Raw genomic sequence first — 17,819 nt, forward strand, 5'->3', positions numbered from 1 at the left:
CTTATTCCCCGCCAGGAGCCAGCAGCAGGTTGGGCGCGCGGCGCAGGTAACCTTCCTCGGCGAGGCGCAGGTCGAGGTCGAGGCTGGCCAGGTCGTCGGCCTGGGCTTCGGCTTCGGCGTCGAACTCCAGGTAGCACTGTTTGAGGTAGCCCTGGCAGTTGGGGCAGGCCTCGGCCCGGATCGGCGCCTGTTCGCTGTTCATTCCGTCGCGTGCCAGAGAAAGGTAGGCGAGGTGCTTGCTCTCCTGGCAGTGGCTGCATTTCAGCCGCACGTAGTGCCATTCGCAGGAGCACAGCGAACAGGCGAGATAGCGCAAGCCACTGTGCTTGCCGCGATGGCGCAGCATGCCGCCAACCGGCGGGGAACCGCAGGCCGGGCAAAGGACCTTGGCGTCGTTTTCCACCACCGCGCCATCGGGCAGGGCCAGCAGCCAGTGGCTGAAGGCGACCTGCAGGGCGGCGCCGATGAAGGGTGCCAGGGCCGGCGGCAGCAGGTCGAACTGGCCGCTGAGCAGGGCGACGGCCCAGGTCTTGCGCTGGCCGGTGTCGGCGCCGAGCAGTTGTTGCACGGCGTCGACCACCGCCGGGTTGGCATGGCCGGCGAGGCGGGCCAGCAGGGCGTCGAGAGCGGCGAGCCAGCCATCGGCGCGTACCAGGGCTTCGAAGGCAATGGGCGGCATGCCGTGTTCAAGGCTGCGGGCCAGGGCCTCGGGCGCCACGCCGGGGAGCGGCGGCGGGTTGTCCAGCACCTGTTGCTGGGCCTCGCAAAGTTCAGCCACCAGCAAGAGGTAGCCGGCGAGCGGATGGCCGCTGGCGAGCTGGCGCAGGCGTTCGGCGCGAACGCGGAACAGGTCGCGTCCGGGCAGGTGGAGAAAGGGCGGGATATTGGCTGCGGCCTCGATCTGGCCGGGTTCGAGTATCTGGCCTGACACGCAGGACTCCTTTTTGGTCATGGTCCTTCCAAGGGGCGGCGGCGCCGCCCTTTCGCGAATGAATTCGCCCCCACGGAACAGCTTAGTGCTTGCCGCCCTCCCCCTTGGTCACGTCCTTGTACCAGCCGGCGTGGTGCTTGCGGGCCCAGGCGCGGCTGACCCAGCCGTGGAGCATGGCGCTGACAGAGCCCTTGACCCAGATGCCGGCGTAGATGTGGACGATGATGCTGCAGATCAGCACCCAGGCGGCGAAGGCATGCAGCAGCGCAGCGAGGCGGATGAGTTCGATGCCGAACAGGTGGCTGAAGTACTGTCGCCAAATCACCACGCCGGTAGCCAGCAGCACCAGCATGCTGAGCAGCAGTACCCAGAACAGCAGCTTCTGCCCGGCGTTGTAGCGACCGATTTCCGGCAACCGTTCTTCCCGGTTGTTCACCACGTCCTTCCACTGTTTCAGCCATTGGCTGTCGGCCTTCTCCCAGCGGTTGTGGTGGGCGAAGCGCATGGCCAGCCAGATGAAGAAGAGGAACATGGCCACCCCGAGGAAGGGGTGCAGGATGCGTGTCCAGGGCCCGCCGCCGAAGAAGGTGGTCAGCCAGAACAGGGACGGGTGGAACAGCGCCAGGCCGGAGAGCCCGGCCAGGAAGAAGAGGATGGCCACCGCCCAGTGATTGCTGCGCTCGGAGGGGGTATAGCGTTCGATGTCTTTGTTCATGTCCAACTCCTGGTCGGGGCAGACTTCCCTCACCCCGGCCCTCTCCCGGAGGGAGAGGGGGCGTTTATCTCAACTCGGTGCCTTGGGATCGAAGTCGTGTACCGCTGCATCACGCTTGGGCGGTTCGTCTTCCTCTACCTTGTTCGGGCCGACCCGCACGTAGTGGAAGAAGCCGAACAGCGCCACCACGCCCATGGCCAGGAGGCCGAGGGGCTTGGTCACGCCCTTCCACAGGCTGACCATCGGGCTGATGGCCGGGGCGTCGGGCAGACCTGCGTAGAGCGAGGGCTGGTCGGCATGGTGCAGCACGTACATGACGTGGGTGCCGCCGACACCCGGCGGGTCGTACAGGCCGGCGTTCTCGAAGCCGCGGGACTTGAGGTCTTCGATGCGCCCGGCGGCGTGCTCCTTCATGTCTTCCTTGCTGCCAAAGACGATGGCGCCGGTGGGGCAGGTCTTCACGCAGGCCGGCTCCAGCCCCACGGACACGCGGTCGGAACACAGGGTGCATTTGTAGGCCTTGTGGTCCTTCTGCGAAATGCGCGGGATGTCGAAGGGGCAGCCGGTGATGCAGTAGCCGCAGCCGATGCACTTGTCCTGGTTGAAGTCGACGATGCCGTTGGCGTACTTCACGATGGCGCCGGGGCTCGGGCAGGCGGCGAGGCAGCCCGGTTCGTCGCAGTGCATGCAGCCGTCCTTGCGGATCAGCCACTCCAGGTTGCCGTCCGGCTTCTCGTGCTCGGTGAAGCGCATGACCGTCCAGGAACTGGCGGTGAGGTCAGTGGGGTTGTCGTAGGTGCCGTGGTTCTGGCCCACCTCGTCGCGCAGGTCGTTCCATTCCGAACAGGCGACCTGGCAGGCCTTGCAACCGATGCACTTGGACACGTCGATGAGTTTCGCCACCTGGTCCATCTCGCGCACGGACGGCATGGGCGTGGTGGTGGCGGAGCGGGCGATGATGTCTTGGGATGCCATGGCTCAGCTCCTCATGCCTTTTCCACGTTGACCAGGAACGACTTGAATTCCGGGGTCTGCGTGTTGCCATCGCCGACGAAGGGCGTGAGCGTGTTGGTGATGTAGCCCGCCTGCGCCACGCCGGAGAAGCCCCAGTGCAGCGGAATGCCGACCTGGTGCACGGTCTTGCCATCCACCGTGAGCGGCCTGATGCGCTTGGTCACCACCGCCACGGCCTTGATGAAGCCCCGGTTGGAGGAGACCTTGACCCAGTCGCCGGCGGCAATGCCCAGTTCCTTGGCCAGGGCTTCGCCGATCTCGACGAACTGCTGGGGCTGGGTGATCGCGTTCAGCCGGCAGTGCTTGGTCCAGAAGTGGAAGTGCTCGGTGAGCCGGTAGGTGGTGGCGGCGTAGGGGAAGTTCTCCGCCTTGCCGAAGGTTTCCCAGTCGAGCTTGAACACCCGCGCAGCCGGGTTGCTGGTGACCTTGGCGTGCTCCGGGTGCAGCAGGTTGCGCCCGACGGGGGTTTCGAAGGGTTCGTAGTGCTCGGGGAAAGGCCCTTCGCTCATCTTGTCGAGGGCGAAGAACCGCGCGACGCCCTCGGGGTTCATGATGAAGGGGCTCATGCCCAGGTCCGGCGCGGCATCCCCCTTGAAGTCGGGCACGTCGGTGCCGGTCCAGGCCTTGCCGTTCCACCACACCAGGCGTTTCTTCTCCGGGTTCCACGGCTTGCCCGACGGGTCGGCCGAGGCGCGGTTGTAGAGGATGCGCCGGTTCGCCGGCCAGGCCCAGGCCCAGCCCAGGGTCTGGCCCATGGCGTAGGGGTCCGAGTTGTCGCGGCGGGCCATCTGGTTGCCGGCGGCGGTCCAGCTGCCGGCGAAGATCCAGCAACCGCTGGCGGTGCTGCCATCGTCGCGCAGCACGGCGAAGCCGGGCACCTGCTCGCCGGCCTTGAGCAGCACCGCACCGGTGGCTGGGTCGGTGAGGTCGGCCAGGGCCTTGCCGTTGAATTCCCTGGCGATCTCATCGGGCCCCGGTTCGTCCGGACGCAGGTAATTCCAGTCCAGGCCGAGGATCGGGTCGGGGAAGGTCCCGCCATCCTTCGCGTAGGCCGCGCGCAGGCGATGGAACAGGCCACCCATGATGGCGATGTCGGTGCGCGCCTGGCCGGGCGGTTCGGCGCCCTTCCAGTGCCATTGCAGCCACCGCCCGCTGTTGACCAGCGAACCGTCCTCCTCGGCGAAGCAGGTGGTGGGCAGGCGGAACACGGTGGTCTGGATGCTGGCGGTGTCGACGTCGTTGTACTCGCCGGCGTTGCGCCAGAACTCCGACGTCTCGGTGGCCAGCGGGTCCATGACCACCAGGTATTTCAGTTTGGCCAGGCTCTCGGTGACCTTGGCCTTGTTGGGGAAGGAGCCGATGGGGTTGAAGCCCTGGCAGAAGTAGCCGTTCACCTTGCCGTCGTGCATCAGGTCGAAGACCTTGAGCACGTCGTAGCCGGGGATGTCGAGCTTGGGCAGCCAGTCGTAGCACCAGTTGTTCTCGGCGGTGGCCGACTTGCCGAACCAGGACTTCATCAGGCTGACGTGGAACTTGCCGTAGTTCTGCCAGTAGGACATCTGCCCCGGCCGCGTCGGCTTGCTCGCCCGTTTTTCGATGTAGGCGGCGTAGTCCTGCTCGGCGTCGGCCGGCAGGGTCAGGTAGCCCGGCAGCAGGTTGGAGAGCAGGCCGAGGTCGGTCAGGCCCTGGATGTTGGAGTGGCCGCGCAGGGCATTCATGCCGCCGCCGGGCATGCCGATGTTGCCCAGCAGCAGTTGCACCATGGCGCCGGTGCGGATCATCTGCGAGCCCACCGAGTGCTGGGTCCAGCCCAGGGCGTACATGACGGTCATGGTCTTGCGCGGGTCGGAGGTCTCGGCGATCAGTCCCCAGACCTGCTCCAGCTGCGCCTTCGGCGTGCCGCAGATGCTGCTCACCAGGTCCGCCGTGTAGCGGCTGTAGTGCTGCTTCATCAGTTGGAACACGCAGCGCGGGTCCTGCATCGTCATGTCGACGCGGACATAGCCGTCCTCACCCTTGGCGTAGCTCCAGGAGGACTTGTCCGGATAGGCGCGCCGGGCCTCGTCGTAGCCGCTGAACAAGCCGTCCGCGAAGGTGAAGCCGTCGTTCACGATGAAGGGCGCGTCGGTGTAGTTGCGCACGTACTCGTGCTGGATCTTGTCCTGAGTGATCAGGTAGTTGATCAGCCCGCCGAGGAAGGCGATGTCGGTCCCGGTGCGGATCGGCGCGTAGTAATCGGCAACCGAGGCGGAACGGGTGAAGCGCGGATCGACCACGATCAGCCGGGCGTTGTTGTGCGCCTTGGCCTCGGTGACCCACTTGAAGCCACAGGGGTGGGCTTCGGCGGCGTTGCCGCCCATGATCAGCACCAGATCGGCATTCTTGATGTCGGTCCAGTGGTTGGTCATGGCGCCACGGCCAAACGTCGGGGCAAGACCTGCCACCGTCGGGCCATGTCAGACACGTGCCTGGTTATCGAACCCCAGCATGCCAAGGGAACGCACCACCTTGTGGGTGATGTAGCCGGCTTCGTTGGACGAGGCCGACGCCGCGAGGAAGCCCGTGGTCAGCCAGCGGTTCACCGTCTGGCCCTGGGCGTTCTGCGTGACGAAGTTGGCGTCGCGGTCTTCCTTCATCAGCCTGGCGATGCGGTCCAGCGCCTCGTCCCACTCGATGCGCTTCCACTCGTTCGAGCCGGGTTCGCGGACCTCCGGGTACTTGAGGCGGTTGGGGCTGTGGACGAAGTCCAGCAGGCCCGCGCCTTTCGGGCACAGGGTGCCGCGGTTCACCGGGTGATCGGCGTCGCCTTCGATATGGATGATGTTCTGCGCGACGTTCTTCGCCGCGTCGCCCTGGCTGTACATGATCAGGCCGCAGCCGACCGAGCAGTAGGGGCAGGTGTTGCGCGTCTCGACGGTGCGCGCCAGTTTGAAATGGCGAACCTGGTCGGCGAAGGCTTCCGGGGGCGAGACCCCCAGAGCCGCCAGGCTGGATCCTCCAAGGCCTACGGCACAGACCTTGAAGAACTGTCGACGGTTCATGTCCATCGTGTTCTCCCTCATCAGGCAGGTGCTACCCGGTACATCGCCGGGCACATCCTTTGAAAGGGTAGACAGATTCGGGGGCAAATCCAGACGAACGGAAGAGAATCGGATGATTCTCACGCCACGCAGTCGCCAGCGCCCGCTTCCGGCGTCCGACCGACGCGAACAGGGCCGACTCGGGCATACTGTGCGCCCCCTCGACTTCCCCCGGAGATCGTCATGCCCAAGGCCTGGTGGCTGCTCGCCCTGCCCTTCGTCGCCGGCGCCTTCCTGCCCTTGCAGGCCGGCATCAACGGTCAGTTGGCCAAACAGGTTTCCAGTGTCATGAGCGCGGCGCTGATTTCCTTCCTGGTGGGCACCGTCGCCCTGCTCAGCGTGGTGCTGATCCAGCGCGAACTGCCTAGCCTCGACGCCCTCAAGGGGGTGAGCTGGTGGCAATGGAGCGGCGGCCTGCTGGGAGCCGTGTTCATCGCCACGGCGGCATTCGCCAGCCCGCGCATCGGCGCCCTGCTGTTCATGGCGCTGGTGCTGGCCGGCCAGTTGAGCATGGCGCTGACGCTGGACCACTTTGGCTGGGCCGGTTACCGCGAGGCCTCCGTCAGCGTCGGCAAGCTGGCCGGCCTGGCACTGATCTTTGCCGGTGTCTGGCTCATTCGTCGGGGATAAGCGGCGGCAATAGCATTCCGATGTCATTGACGGGGCAGAACGGATAAGCTCGGCCAATACCGGCTGTTGTTGTGATCACAAAATAGATGACCGATGCCGATCTGCCCCACTCCCCGGAGCGTTTCTGCCTCTGGCGCGAAGTGCAGGACACCCGTACACGCACACGACTCGGCGGCGCCTTCTACCTGATCGCCTGGCTGCTCTGCTGGCTGTTCAGCGCAGCGCCGTTGCAGCACCTGGGCGCAGGGCTGGCGGGCAGCGCCTTCTTCGGCCTGATGCTGGCGGCGCGCCTGCTTCACCATCCCCCCGCCGCCGGCACCGAGGCCGAACTGCAGCGCTGGCTGGACCGGCATTGGGGCGTGATCCTGATGTCGTCCATCGGCTGGGGCCTGGCCCATGCCTGGGTACTGCTGACCGCCGGCTTCCAACCGGCCAGCCTGATCGCCACCCTGGCCACCGTCGCCTTCAGCACCGCCATGGCCTTCAACTTCGCCATGCGTCGGCGCCGCGCCGCCCTGGCCATCTTCCTGCTCTACCTGCCGGGCCTCGCGACCCTCGCGCTGGGCGACGACAGCACCCGCGCGGAACTCGTCACCCTGGTGTTCTACCTCAGCTACCTGATCCTGGTGATGAACCGCACACACCACGAATACGGCACCATGCTCGCCCTTGAGCTGCAGTTGCTGGAACAACGTCAGCGTCTGGACACGCTAAGCCGCACCGACGGCCTGACCCAACTGGGCAACCGCTACCAGTTCAACAACCTGTTTCCCGCCATGTGTGCCAACGCGCAACGCCACGGCAGCGAGCTGTCGCTGCTGCTGATGGACATCGACTTCTTCAAGCGGATCAATGACGAACACGGCCACAGCATGGGCGATGCCTGCCTGCGGGCGTTCGGCGAGCGCATGCGTGCATTCTTCCGCCGCGACAGCGACGCCCTGCTGCGCCTGGGCGGCGAGGAATTCGGCGTGCTGATGCCGGACACCAGCCTGGAGCAGGCCCGCCAGTTAGCCGAGCAGTTCCGCGAAGACCTCGCCAACCAGGGTTTCCAGCTCGGCGGCCAGCACCTGCCGGTCACCGCCAGCCTGGGCCTTGGCTGCTTCCATGAACGCGATGGCGGCAGCGCCGAAGCCTTCTTCAAGCGGGTGGACGATGCGCTGTACCGGGCCAAGGCGCTGGGACGGGATCGACTGGAGTTGGCCGAAGGCTGAAAGGCTCGAGCCGTCCCACAGGTGCCCCCTCTCCCGCTTGCGGGAGAGGGTGTCCAGGGCCCACATGGGGTCTGGTCATGTTGGGCCTCGTTCCTTGGCGCCAACAATTCACTCGCGAAGCAGGCCGAAGGCCTGCCCCACCCTTACAGCCTGAACTTGCCGACCTGTCGGGCCAGGTCGCCGGCCAGGCGGCTGAGGGTCTGGCACTCCTCGCGGCAACCGCGCACCTCGCTGGCGGTGGCGTGGGCCAGGTCGGCGATGCCCTGCACGTTACGGTTGATTTCCTCGGTCACCGAGGATTGCTCCTCGGTGGCCGCCGCCACCTGGTGGTTCATGTCGCTGATGCGTTCCACCTGGTCGGTGATGGCGCCCAGGGAGGTACCGGTGCGCTGGCTGGCCTCCACCCCGGTGCCGGTGGCGGACTGGCCGGCGTGCATGGAATGCACTGCCGTCTCGGCGCCATGCTTGAGGCGCTGGATCATCTGCTGGATTTCGTCGGTGGAGGCCTGGGTACGGCTGGCCAGGGTGCGGACTTCATCGGCGACCACGGCAAAGCCCCGGCCCATTTCGCCAGCACGGGCGGCCTCGATGGCAGCGTTCAGCGCCAGCAGGTTGGTCTGCTCGGAAATGCCGCGGATCACCGCCAGCACCTGGTCGATGGAGGCGACCTGCTCGGCCAGCTCGCTCACCGCCGAGGCGGCGAGGCCGATCTCGCTGGACATCTTCTCGATGTGGTCCACCGACTCGCCCACCACCCTGCGCGCCTCCAGGGACTCGTCGCGGGCCTGCTGCGAAGCCTGGGCGGCGGCGCCGGCGTTGCGCGCGATCTCCTGCACGGTGAGGCCCATCTCGTGTACGGCGGTGGCCACCATGTCGGTCATTTCCTGCTGCTGGCCGGAGCGGCTGGCGGTGTTGTCCACCACCTGGGCCACCTGGTCGACCACCTTGTGCAGACGCTGGCTGGTGTCCAGCACTTCGCCGATCAGGCTGCGCTGGCTTTCCAGGAAGCGGTTGAAGCCACGGGCGAGGTCGCCCAGCTCGTCGGCGCGGGACTCGTCCAGGCGGCGGGTCAGGTCGCCACCGCCGCCGCCGATTTCCACCAGCGCCGCAGTAACCTGGCGGATCGGCCGCACCAGCCCCCGCGCCAGCACCACCACCAGCAGCAGGCAGAGGGCGAGCACGCCGAAACCGGCGAGGCTGCTGGTCCACATGGCCTTGCGCGCCTCGGCGTAGATTTCCGCTTCCGGCACTTCGCTCACCAGCTGCCAGCCCACGCTTTCCAGCGGCCGGGCCAGGGCCAGGTAGCGCTCGCCGTCGCGTTCGAAACGGATGGCCTTGCCACCGGCGGCCAGCAGTTCGGCCGCCGAACCGGCGCCGAAGGTATCGGCCAGGCGGCCGCTGCCGTTGAGGGCGGTATCGGGGTGGACCTTGATTTGGCCTTCACCGTCCATGAGGAATACGCGGCCGCGCTCACCGAAGCGGAAGTCGCGGATCATCTCGGACATCGCTTGCAGGCTGTAGCCCAGGCCGGACACGCCGAGAGTCTTGCCGTTGCGGGTGATGCGCTGGTTGATGAACAGGGTCGGAAGGCGGGTGCCCTTGTCGATGTCGATTTCCAGCACCCGGTTGCGGTCGCTGTCCACCAGTCGGTAGAACCACTGATTTTCCGGCTGGCTGCGGGTGAGGGTGCGCGCCAGGCCCTGGCCGGTGTAGTAGTGGCCGCTGTCCAGCACGGCGATGGAGGTGGTGGTGGCGCTCTGCTGGGCGCGCACGCCTTCCAGGTAGCGGGCGAAGGCTTCGGAGCGGGCCGGGTCTTCGCCTTCGGCCAGCCAGTCCTGCACCAGGACGTTCTCGGCGATGCCGGCGTTGGCGGTGATGGGGGCCGCGAGGGTGCGCTCCAGGGCGTTGCCGATGGCCTGTACGCGGGCGGGCAAGGCTTCATCCAGCAGGAAACGTTCGGTCAGGCGGTTCATCAGTACCGAGTAGATGCCGATGACGATGAGGATGCCGGCCAGCAGGGCGGCGCCCATGCTGAAGATCAGCTGCCACTGAATGCTGCGTTGCCAGAGGCGCATGGAGTTGTCTCCTTGGAATACTTGTTGGAGGCGAGACGAGGGCGAGAGATTGTATACAAACAATTCGACAATTTTCTCGCTCTTTGACAACAAGACATATCGGCCCACGCCGCACAAAACTTGAACGTCCGGTCAGTCCGTGACGGCAAACTCCAGACGAGCGGTCTGCCCGGCTTCGTCCAGCACACTCAGTTGATGCCGTCCGGCGCGGTCGAGCTCCTGGCTGAAGCTCTCCTCCGGAGCCGTGGCGGTGAGCGGCGCGCCATCGAGGAACCACCAGCGCCGACCGCTGCCGCCCAGTGCCGAGAGCTTCAGGCGCAGCGGCCCGGCGCTGCCCGACGGGCGCCGCAACTGGTCGCCCTCGCGCACCCCGACGATGGACAACGGCGCGGCGGCCGGCGGCAATGCTGGCGGGCAGCCTGGAGCCACGCCTGGCAGGCGTGCGCTGCGGCGCTCGCGGCGCGGCAGCCAGGGCTCCAGGGGCGCCGGCCAGAGCACCAGTTCGCGGGCCTGGGCACCCGCGCAACCGGCCGCCACCCGATGCCCCGTGGCATCCACCCAGATCGGCTGGCGCAGGCCCAGCCCCAGCGGCTGGTCGGCCGCCAGCAGGGTGGGTGGCGTGGTGCCCTCCAGGGTCCAGGCGAAGCGCTGGCGCCGACAGTTGGGATCGCCCTTGGCCATGGGCTGGCCGAGGGGCCAGCAGATGCTCGCCACGCCCACCTCCGGCGGTTGTGGGTCCGCCGGTTGGGCGATGCCGCGCTGAGCGTCGCGGTTCACCAGCAGGTCATGCACCTGCAGCAGCAACGGTGCCGCCGAGGCGAGGCCGAACTGACCGGGCACCGGGGTGCCATCGGGGCGGCCGATCCAGACGCCGATCAGGTGGCGCGGGCCGACGCCGATCGCCCAGGCATCGCGAAAGCCGTAGCTGGTGCCGGTCTTCCAGGCCAGTACCGGGCGCTGGGTCAGCCGCGCGCGGGGGTCGCGGTCCGGGCGCGCCTGGCCGGCGAGGATGCGGCGGATGATCCAGGCCGCGCCGGGCGACAGCAGGCGGCGCTCGTACAGCAGGTCCTGTGGCTGCAGGCGCAGGCGGGCGGTGCGGCCCTGACGGGCGAAGGCGCTGTAGCCGCTGACCAGCTCTTCCAGCCGGCTACCGGCGCCGCCGAGGATCAGCGCCAGGTTCGGCTCGCTGGCCGTCGGCAGCGCCAGAGGCACGCCGACATTGCGCAGCTCGCCGGCGAAGCGTTTCGGGCCGTAGGCCTCCAGCAGCTGCACCGCCGGCAGGTTGAGGGACATTCCCAGGGCCTCGCTGGCGGACACCGGGCCGATGAAGCCGGCGGCGAAGTTGCCGGGGCGGTAGTCGCCGTAGCGCCGTGGCACGTCCTGCAGCAGGGATTCGGAATGGATCAGCCCGGCGTCCAGGGCCATGCCATAGAGGAAAGGCTTGAGGGTGGAGCCCGGCGAGCGCAGCGACTGGACCATGTCCACGTGGCCGAAGCGCTTGTCATCGGCGATGTCGATGGACCCCAGGTAGGCGCGCACCGCCATGCTCTGGTGCTCCACCACCAGGATCGCTGCCGAGGTGCGCTCGGGCAGACGCGCCCGCCAGCCCAGCAGCAGGTCCTCCAGGCGGCGCTGCAGCACGGCGTCGAGGGTGGTGCGGATCAGCGGCGGGCTGTTCGCCGTATTCAGACGCCGCGCCAGCAGGGGCGCCAGGCTGGGCTCATGGCGCGGCGCGAGCAGCACCGTTTCCTCCAGCGCCTCCTTCACCGCCCCCTCGGGCCAGACCTGGAACTGCCCCAGGCGCCGCAGCACCTTGTCGCGGGCGGCCTGGGCCCGCGCCGGATGGCGGTCCGGGCGCAGCCGGCTGGGTGCCTGGGGCAACACCGCGAGCAAAGCCGCCTCGGCGCGGGTGAGTTGCGCAGGCGGTTTGCCGAGGTAGGCCCAACTAGCCGCCGCCACGCCCTGCAGGGTGCCGCCGAAGGGCGCGCGGTTGAGGTAAAGACCGAGGATTTCGTCCTTGGACAGGTGCCACTCCAGCTGCGCGGTGCGCCAGAGCTGGCGGAGCTTGCCGGTGAAGGTGCGCGGGTGCGGGTCGAGCAGGCGTGCCACCTGCATGGACAGGGTGCTGCCGCCGGACACGACCCGCCCCCCCTTGAGGTTGAGCCAGGCGGCGCGGGCCAGCGCCAGGGGGTTCACCCCGGGATGGCGGTAGAACCAGCGGTCCTCGTAGGTAAGCAGCGCTTCCAGGTAGTAGGGCGAGACCTCGGCCCGGGTCACCGGGTAGCGCCAGACGCCCTCGGCATCGGCGAAGCGCCAGAGCGGCGTGCCGTCTTCCGCCAGCACCACTCGCGCCAGGTCATCCCCCGGCAGGGGCAGCGGGAACAGACGGTCGGCGCCACAGAGCAGCGCCAGCAGCACGAGCGGGATGGCGAGCCAGGGGCGTTTATTCCATCCGACAGTCATGGGCGGCCGTACCTGCATGCTCGATTGCTTCCCCGGATTTCATCCGGGCTACCTGGGTGGGAAGATCGTAGCCCGGATGCAATCCGGGAGCGATGTCACTCCCCCGCACCGACGACATCCGTTTCAGCCCCACCGGCCCAGTCTGGCGGTAGCAATCCCTGCTCGACGAAACGGTGAAAACTGGAAAGCGGCCAATCGCGCACCACGCTCACCAAGCCATGCTTCACCGGATTGAAATGGATGTAGTCCACATGCGCGGCATAGTCCCGATCGTCGCGAATCATGTGCTCCCAGAACCGCGGCTGCCAGACATTGGACTCGCCTTTGGAGTTGAACACCAGGCCAGCGCCGGGCCTCTCTCGCAGCAGTGAGACAAACCCCGACTTCAGCCTGCGCACACGGGAGGAGAAGTCCGAGTCCGCCGCAGGCAGTTCGATCAACATGTGGAGGTGGTCCGGTAGGATCACCGCCGCTGGCAGCCTGAACGGCAATCGCGCCATGGTCTGCCTCAGGGACAGGCGCAACTCGTCCTGGTAACGGACAAGTAAGTCGCGGCGCCTGTCCTTCAATGTCAGCGTCAGGAAATAGCAGACGCCTGGGACTCTTGCCCGCCGATAGTTGACCATCCAACGACCTCCCTGTCGTATGGCTTCCCGGATTGCATCCGGGCTACAAACATGTCGGTTTCCGCAGCCCGGAATACCCCCTACTTCCCTCTCACCACCAACTGCCCCGGCGCTTCGCCCAGGGCCTGCCAGTTCGGCCGGTACATGGACTCCACTGTCGGCGGCGGCACGCGGTAGGTGCCGGGGGTGACGGCGCGGGCCAGGTAGAGCAGGTGGGTGGTGCCGTATTCGCCGAGATCCAGGGCCGCCACGTAGCGGTCATCGCGGAACTCCTGGTGCTTGATGGCGGCGTTCTGCATGGATTTCTGCCACGCCTTCACCGCGCGGCTGGCGTCGGCCAGGCTGGCGGCGCTCTGGGCGAGGTTCTGGTTTTCCAGTTCCAGGCCGGCGGGCAGCAGGTCCACCACCAGGGCATCGGGCACCCGTTGCTTCGCTTCGATGGCCAGGTGCACCAGCACCAACTCACCGCTGTCCAGGCGACTCAGGTCCAGGCGCTGGCCATCCACGCCGAGGAACTCGCGGCGGATGGCGAGGTTGTCGCCTCCGGCGGCCGGCGCCGCCAGCGGATAGCCGGAGAGGGTCAGTTGCTGGTAGAGCGGCGCGCTGCCGGTGGCGGTAATGCTCAGCGGTTCGGCCAGCAGGCCGCCGTCCAGCTTGAGGCCCGGCTGCTGGTTGTCCAACTCGCGCTGCTGGTCGCCCGCGCGAAGTTGCGCGCTCCAGGCCGTCTCGGGCTTGCCCAGCAGGCCACGACCGGCCAGGTAGAGGGCATTGCGTTCCTGGGTGGAGAGCCAGCGCTCGCCGGCCACCAGGTCGGACAGTTCGAACAGCCGCTGCTCGTGAACTCCGGCGGCCAGGTCATGCTCTTCCAGCAGGGCGAGGATCAGCGCCTGGTCGCGCAGCGGGCTGCCATAGTCGGCCAACCAGTCGCGGCTCGCCCGCGGGGTGCGCAGGCCGAGTTCCAGGGCCTGGTCGGCGCGCGGCGCATCGCCCATGAGCGTGAAGGCCACCGCCAGTTGCACCAGCGGCAGGCCGGAACGGGCGTCGGCGCGGCGTTCCCAGAGGCTGCGCAGGGCGCCCAGCGGCGCCTGCTGGCTACGGGCGAGCACGTAGCCGGCGTAGGCCTGCACGGCGAAGCGGGTGTGGTCGGCGTTCTGGCTGTAGCCGACTTCGACCAGGCTGCGCTCCTGCAGATAGCGCAGCAGACGCTCATTGGCTTTCTTCAGGGCTTCCGGCGGCACGGCGAAGCCCTGGTCGCGCGCGCGCAGGAGAAAGTCGGTGACATACGCGGTCAGCCAGTAGTCCTCTTCGCTGTCGGCGCTCCACAGGCCGAAGCTGCCGTTGTAGCGCTGCATGCCCAACAAACGCTCGATGCCCAGTTCGATGGACTTGCGCCGCGCGTCGTCCGGCTCGCCTTCCAGGCCGAGGCGCTGGAGCGAGGCGGCATCGGCATAGAGCGAGGGATAGAGGCCGCTGGTGGTCTGTTCGGCGCAACCGTAGGGGTAGGCCTTGAGGGCGCGGACCTGCTCGCCGAGGTTGAGCGGCGGCCGGCTGGAGAGCTGCAGCAGCGCTTCGCGGCCAGCGGGTTCGAAGGCGTCGAGGGTGCCGGCGGGCAGGTTCCAGCTATCGCCCTTGAGCACTGCGCGGAACTGCCGGAGCTGCGCCGGATAGGCCGGGCGTACGCCCAAGGTCCACTCGCGGCTGAACGGCGGCAGGTTCTCGCCCGGCAGCTCCAGGCCATTGACCCTGACCTTGAGACGGCCCTGGCCGAAGCCACCTACGGCGCGTACCGGAATGCGCAGGGTGGTGCGCTGGCCGTCGGCGAGCTGCAGCGGCGCGGGAGGGCTGCCACCGTTCTGGGCGAGGTCCAGTTGGCCGCTGCTTTCCAGTTGAACGTCCAGCCGCTGGGGTTTACCGGAGAGGTTGGTCAGGTCCAGCGCCAGGGTGGTCTGGTCGCCGCCGGCCAGGAAGCGCGGCGCCGCCAGTTCCGCCACCAGGGGTGCGGCCACCACCGTTTTCGCCTCGGCCATGCCATAGCGCTCGTCGGTCCAGGCCTGGGCCATCAGGCGCAGTTCGCCGTTGAACTCGGGGATGTCCAGGCTGACTTCGCCCCGTCCCTGATCGTCCAGGGTCACCGGTGCGGCTTGCAGGGCGACTAGGGTGACGCTGGTCTGCGGCCGCTTGCCGCCACCGGCCAGGGCGGCGTCACCGCCGAACGCCATGCTCGCCAGGCGGCCCTGGCCGGCCTCGATCAATTGGCCGTAGACGTCCAACTGGTCGGCGCCATAGGCCTTGCGGCCAAACAGGCTGGCGAAGGGGTCGGGCGTTGTGTAACGGGTGATATTGAGGATACCGACGTCCACCGCCGCCACCAGCACATTCACCTGTTTCGGCACGCTGCCGTCGGCGTTCTTCGCCTGCACCTGGACCTTCAGCGGTTGCTTGGGCCGCATCTTTTCCGGCGCGTCGAGGCTGAGCGCCAGCTTGCGCGGCGCACGCTCCAGCGGCAGGTGCAACAGGCCCACGGCGCGTTTGGGGGTGACGCTGGCCTTGCGCTCGCCGGGACGGATCACCAGGGCGCTGACATACAGGTCATGCCGCGCCCAGTCCTTGGCCAGCGGTATATCGAAGGCCTTGCCGTCGGCCGGGACTTCGATGGGCTGCCACCAAAGCGGTCCCTCGGCGGACTCCACCAGCAGGTAGCCGCTGCCGGCGCTCGGCGGGGTGACGGTGACCCTGGCGGTTTCGCCTTCGGCATAGGCCGGTTTGTCCAGGGCCAGCTTGACCTGGTCCGGGCGCACGGCGCCGCCTTCGGCGTTGTCCTGCCAGCGGTAGCCAGCCCAGAAACGCAGGCTGCTGGTGAGCCCGGTGGCCGGGTCTTCCACCTCCACCCGATAGGGGCCCCACTCCACCGGGAAGCTGACCTTGGCGGTGCCGCCGGCGAGCACCGGTACCTGCTCTTCGGCGAGGTTCAGGTATTTCTCGTTGTAGTGATGGGTCCAGCCATTGCTCTCGGAGTAGTTCCAGTAGTAGTCGCGGCGTTCGCGCACCAGGCGCACCTTGAGGTTGTCGACGGCCAGCTTGTTGCCCTCGGGGTCGGCCACCAGCAGTTCGAATTCGGCCAGGCTGTCGGCGTCGGTTTCCTCGCCGTCGAACAGCGCGCGCAAGCCGGGCAGGCGCTCGGCCGGCCACACCGGCTGTACCAGGCGACGGGTGATCGGACGGCCGCCGGATTCCTGCAGGCTGGCCTGGAGGACCAGTTGCAGCGGCGACTTGGCGTCACGCCAGCGGGTCTCGATGTTCAGCTCGGCCTTGCCGTCGGCGTCGAGCTGGGTGTCCTCCAGTTCGATGTCCTGCTTCAGTTCGTCTTCGGTCACCGAGCCGAACTGGTAGCCGGGCAGCGCCTTCACCGCGTCGCGCAGCGGGCGCACGTAGAGCTGGCCGGTGAGGCGGTTGCCGGAGGCCGGCGCGCCGTAGAGGTAGCGGCCACTGACCTGGAAGCGGGCGTTGTCGGTGGGGGTGAAGGGCCGCTCGCTGCCCTTGAGTTCCAGCGCCATGCGCTCGGGAAGGAAGTCTTCCACGAGGAACTCGTAGAGCTGCGGCGAGCCGTCGCCCAGGTCGAAGTGCAGTTGCCAGCGGCCGGTGGGCGCCTCGGCAGCCAGTTGCAACGGGTACTGGTAGAAACCGCCCTCCCCGGCTTCCCAGACGAAGCGCCGGCTGACCTGCCCGTCGGGACGGCGCACTTCCACGGTCACCGGCTGGCTCTTCACCGCGCGGCCATCGACGTCGCGCAGCAGGGCATTGAGCAGCACGGTCTCGCCCGGCCGATAGAGGTCGCGCGGGCCGAACACGAAGAACTGCAGGGCATGGCTGGCCGGGCCGGCTATGTCGAACTCGGCCAGGTCCAGGGCAGGCGCGGACAGGCGCAGCAGGCTGGTCTGCCCATCCTTGCGGGCGATCAGCACTTCCGACTTGGGCGCCAGCGGCAGTTCGGCGTGGCCCTTGGCGTCGGTCTTGCCCTCGGCCAGCACGCGGCCGTCGCCGTCCAGCAGCTCGAGGGCGATACCGGCCTGGGCGGCGCCGCCCTCCAGGGCCTGGGTGAAGATGTCCAGCCGGTTGCTGTAGCGGTGGGCGGACAGGCCGATATCGCTGAGGGTGAACAGGGTGGCCGGGTTGGAGTAGGCGTAGCTGCCGGCCGCCTTCATCACCGCCAGGTAGACGCCCGGCTGCTTCATCGGTTCGAGGTTGGCGATGGGCAGCAGCAGCGTTTCACGGGTGTTGCGCGCGGGGTTGAGGTCGAAGCGGCCGGTATGCACCAGGTCGGCCATCTTCAGCAGCTCGCGAGCCTCCCAGACGTCCAGGACACCGCGCTTGCCCCAGCGGGCGAGGAAGCCTGGCAGGGCCTCGACCTTCACGCGGAAGAAGTCGACATCCACCTTGTCGACGTTCAGGGCGATCACCGGCAGGCCCTCGGCCAGGCGCGTGGGCAGCAGCGAACCACGGCTGGCGAAGCCAACGGTGGCCTGCAGGTCGCGGGTTTCCAGGCGAGTGATGTGTTCCTCGGCCAGACGCGCGTCGTTCACCGCGCGCAGGCCGGGGTCGATGGTCAGCACCAGCTTGCGCTTGGGCTCCAGGTGGCGCAGGCGCAACTCCATCAGGTTGTCGGAGAGTTCCCAGGCGCCATCCACCTTGCCGTGCTTGCTGTCCACCAGGTGCAGGCGCTCGGCGAATGTCTGCTCCGGGTCCAGGGGCACGGAGAAGGTCACCGACAGGGCGCTGGCGCCGTCGAGTTGCACTTCGGAGACGTCGATCACCTTCAGCTCGCGCCCGGCGTAGCGCTGGGCCAGGGCGGCGCTGTCGGTGGCCGGACGCGGCGCCGGCTGGGCGGCAGCGGGCGGCGACTTGCTCGCCGGCGGTTCGGGCGTGGAGGAATCACAGGCGCCGAGCAGACTCAGCGCCAGTGCCAGAAGCAATCCTTTCTTCGGCATGAGGGCTCCCAGAGGCGGGCAAATGGGCAGGCGCAGAATATAGTCGAGCGCCGGGGGGCTGACGAGCCAGGCGCGGACGCCGTGGT

The 17,819-nt window shown here is 67.9% G+C and carries 10 protein-coding genes and 1 pseudogene; 2 read left to right on the forward strand and 9 right to left on the reverse strand.

The window, feature by feature from the left end:
- Nucleotide 1 precedes the first annotated feature (1 nt).
- The 4 genes from fdhE to fdnG form a co-directional block, all read right to left on the reverse strand.
- A complete protein-coding gene (gene fdhE / locus PJW05_RS23695) occupies nucleotides 2–931 on the reverse strand; it encodes a formate dehydrogenase accessory protein FdhE (protein ID WP_271409375.1) in 930 nt (309 codons plus the stop codon).
- Between the two features lie 82 nt (nucleotides 932–1,013).
- Nucleotides 1,014–1,646, reverse strand: a complete 633-nt coding sequence (locus PJW05_RS23700; RefSeq protein WP_271409376.1) for a formate dehydrogenase subunit gamma — start codon at nucleotides 1,644–1,646, stop codon at nucleotides 1,014–1,016.
- 69 nt (nucleotides 1,647–1,715) lie between these two features.
- Nucleotides 1,716–2,621 carry a formate dehydrogenase subunit beta gene (gene fdxH, locus PJW05_RS23705; RefSeq protein ID WP_271409377.1) on the reverse strand — a complete coding sequence of 302 codons (906 nt, stop codon included), beginning with the start codon at nucleotides 2,619–2,621 and terminating at the stop codon, nucleotides 1,716–1,718.
- A gap of 11 nt (nucleotides 2,622–2,632) precedes the next feature.
- Nucleotides 2,633–5,707 carry a formate dehydrogenase-N subunit alpha gene (gene fdnG / locus PJW05_RS23710; protein ID WP_271409378.1) on the reverse strand — a complete coding sequence of 1,025 codons (3,075 nt, stop codon included), beginning with the start codon at nucleotides 5,705–5,707 and terminating at the stop codon, nucleotides 2,633–2,635.
- 216 nt (nucleotides 5,708–5,923) lie between these two features.
- On the opposite strand from fdnG, the gene PJW05_RS23715 reads away from it, so the two are divergent.
- Nucleotides 5,924–6,370, forward strand: a complete 447-nt coding sequence (locus tag PJW05_RS23715; RefSeq protein ID WP_271409379.1) for a DMT family transporter — start codon at nucleotides 5,924–5,926, stop codon at nucleotides 6,368–6,370.
- A gap of 86 nt (nucleotides 6,371–6,456) precedes the next feature.
- Nucleotides 6,457–7,584, forward strand: a complete 1,128-nt coding sequence (locus tag PJW05_RS23720) for a GGDEF domain-containing protein (protein ID WP_271409380.1) — start codon at nucleotides 6,457–6,459, stop codon at nucleotides 7,582–7,584.
- A 143-nt stretch (nucleotides 7,585–7,727) separates the two neighbouring features.
- Here the strand turns inward: PJW05_RS23720 and PJW05_RS26915 are convergent, their stop codons facing one another.
- From PJW05_RS26915 to PJW05_RS23740, 5 genes and pseudogenes are all read right to left on the reverse strand, one after another.
- On the reverse strand, nucleotides 7,728–8,465 hold the full coding sequence (locus PJW05_RS26915; protein WP_442969272.1) for a methyl-accepting chemotaxis protein: 738 nt from the start codon (nucleotides 8,463–8,465) through the stop codon (nucleotides 7,728–7,730).
- Between the two features lie 174 nt (nucleotides 8,466–8,639).
- Nucleotides 8,640–9,659: pseudogene (locus tag PJW05_RS26920) on the reverse strand (cache domain-containing protein); the annotation flags it as partial.
- 132 nt (nucleotides 9,660–9,791) lie between these two features.
- On the reverse strand, nucleotides 9,792–12,122 hold the full coding sequence (gene pbpC / locus PJW05_RS23730) for a peptidoglycan glycosyltransferase PbpC (protein WP_271409382.1): 2,331 nt from the start codon (nucleotides 12,120–12,122) through the stop codon (nucleotides 9,792–9,794).
- Between the two features lie 95 nt (nucleotides 12,123–12,217).
- Entirely contained in the window at nucleotides 12,218–12,748 is a 531-nt protein-coding gene (locus tag PJW05_RS23735) for an REP-associated tyrosine transposase (RefSeq protein ID WP_271409383.1), read from the reverse strand.
- Nucleotides 12,749–12,828: 80 nt separating this feature from the next.
- On the reverse strand, nucleotides 12,829–17,733 hold the full coding sequence (locus tag PJW05_RS23740; protein WP_271409384.1) for an alpha-2-macroglobulin family protein: 4,905 nt from the start codon (nucleotides 17,731–17,733) through the stop codon (nucleotides 12,829–12,831).
- Nucleotides 17,734–17,819: the final 86 nt, after the last annotated feature.

This window comes from Pseudomonas sp. Q1-7, assembly GCF_028010285.1.
GTDB lineage: Bacteria > Pseudomonadota > Gammaproteobacteria > Pseudomonadales > Pseudomonadaceae > Metapseudomonas.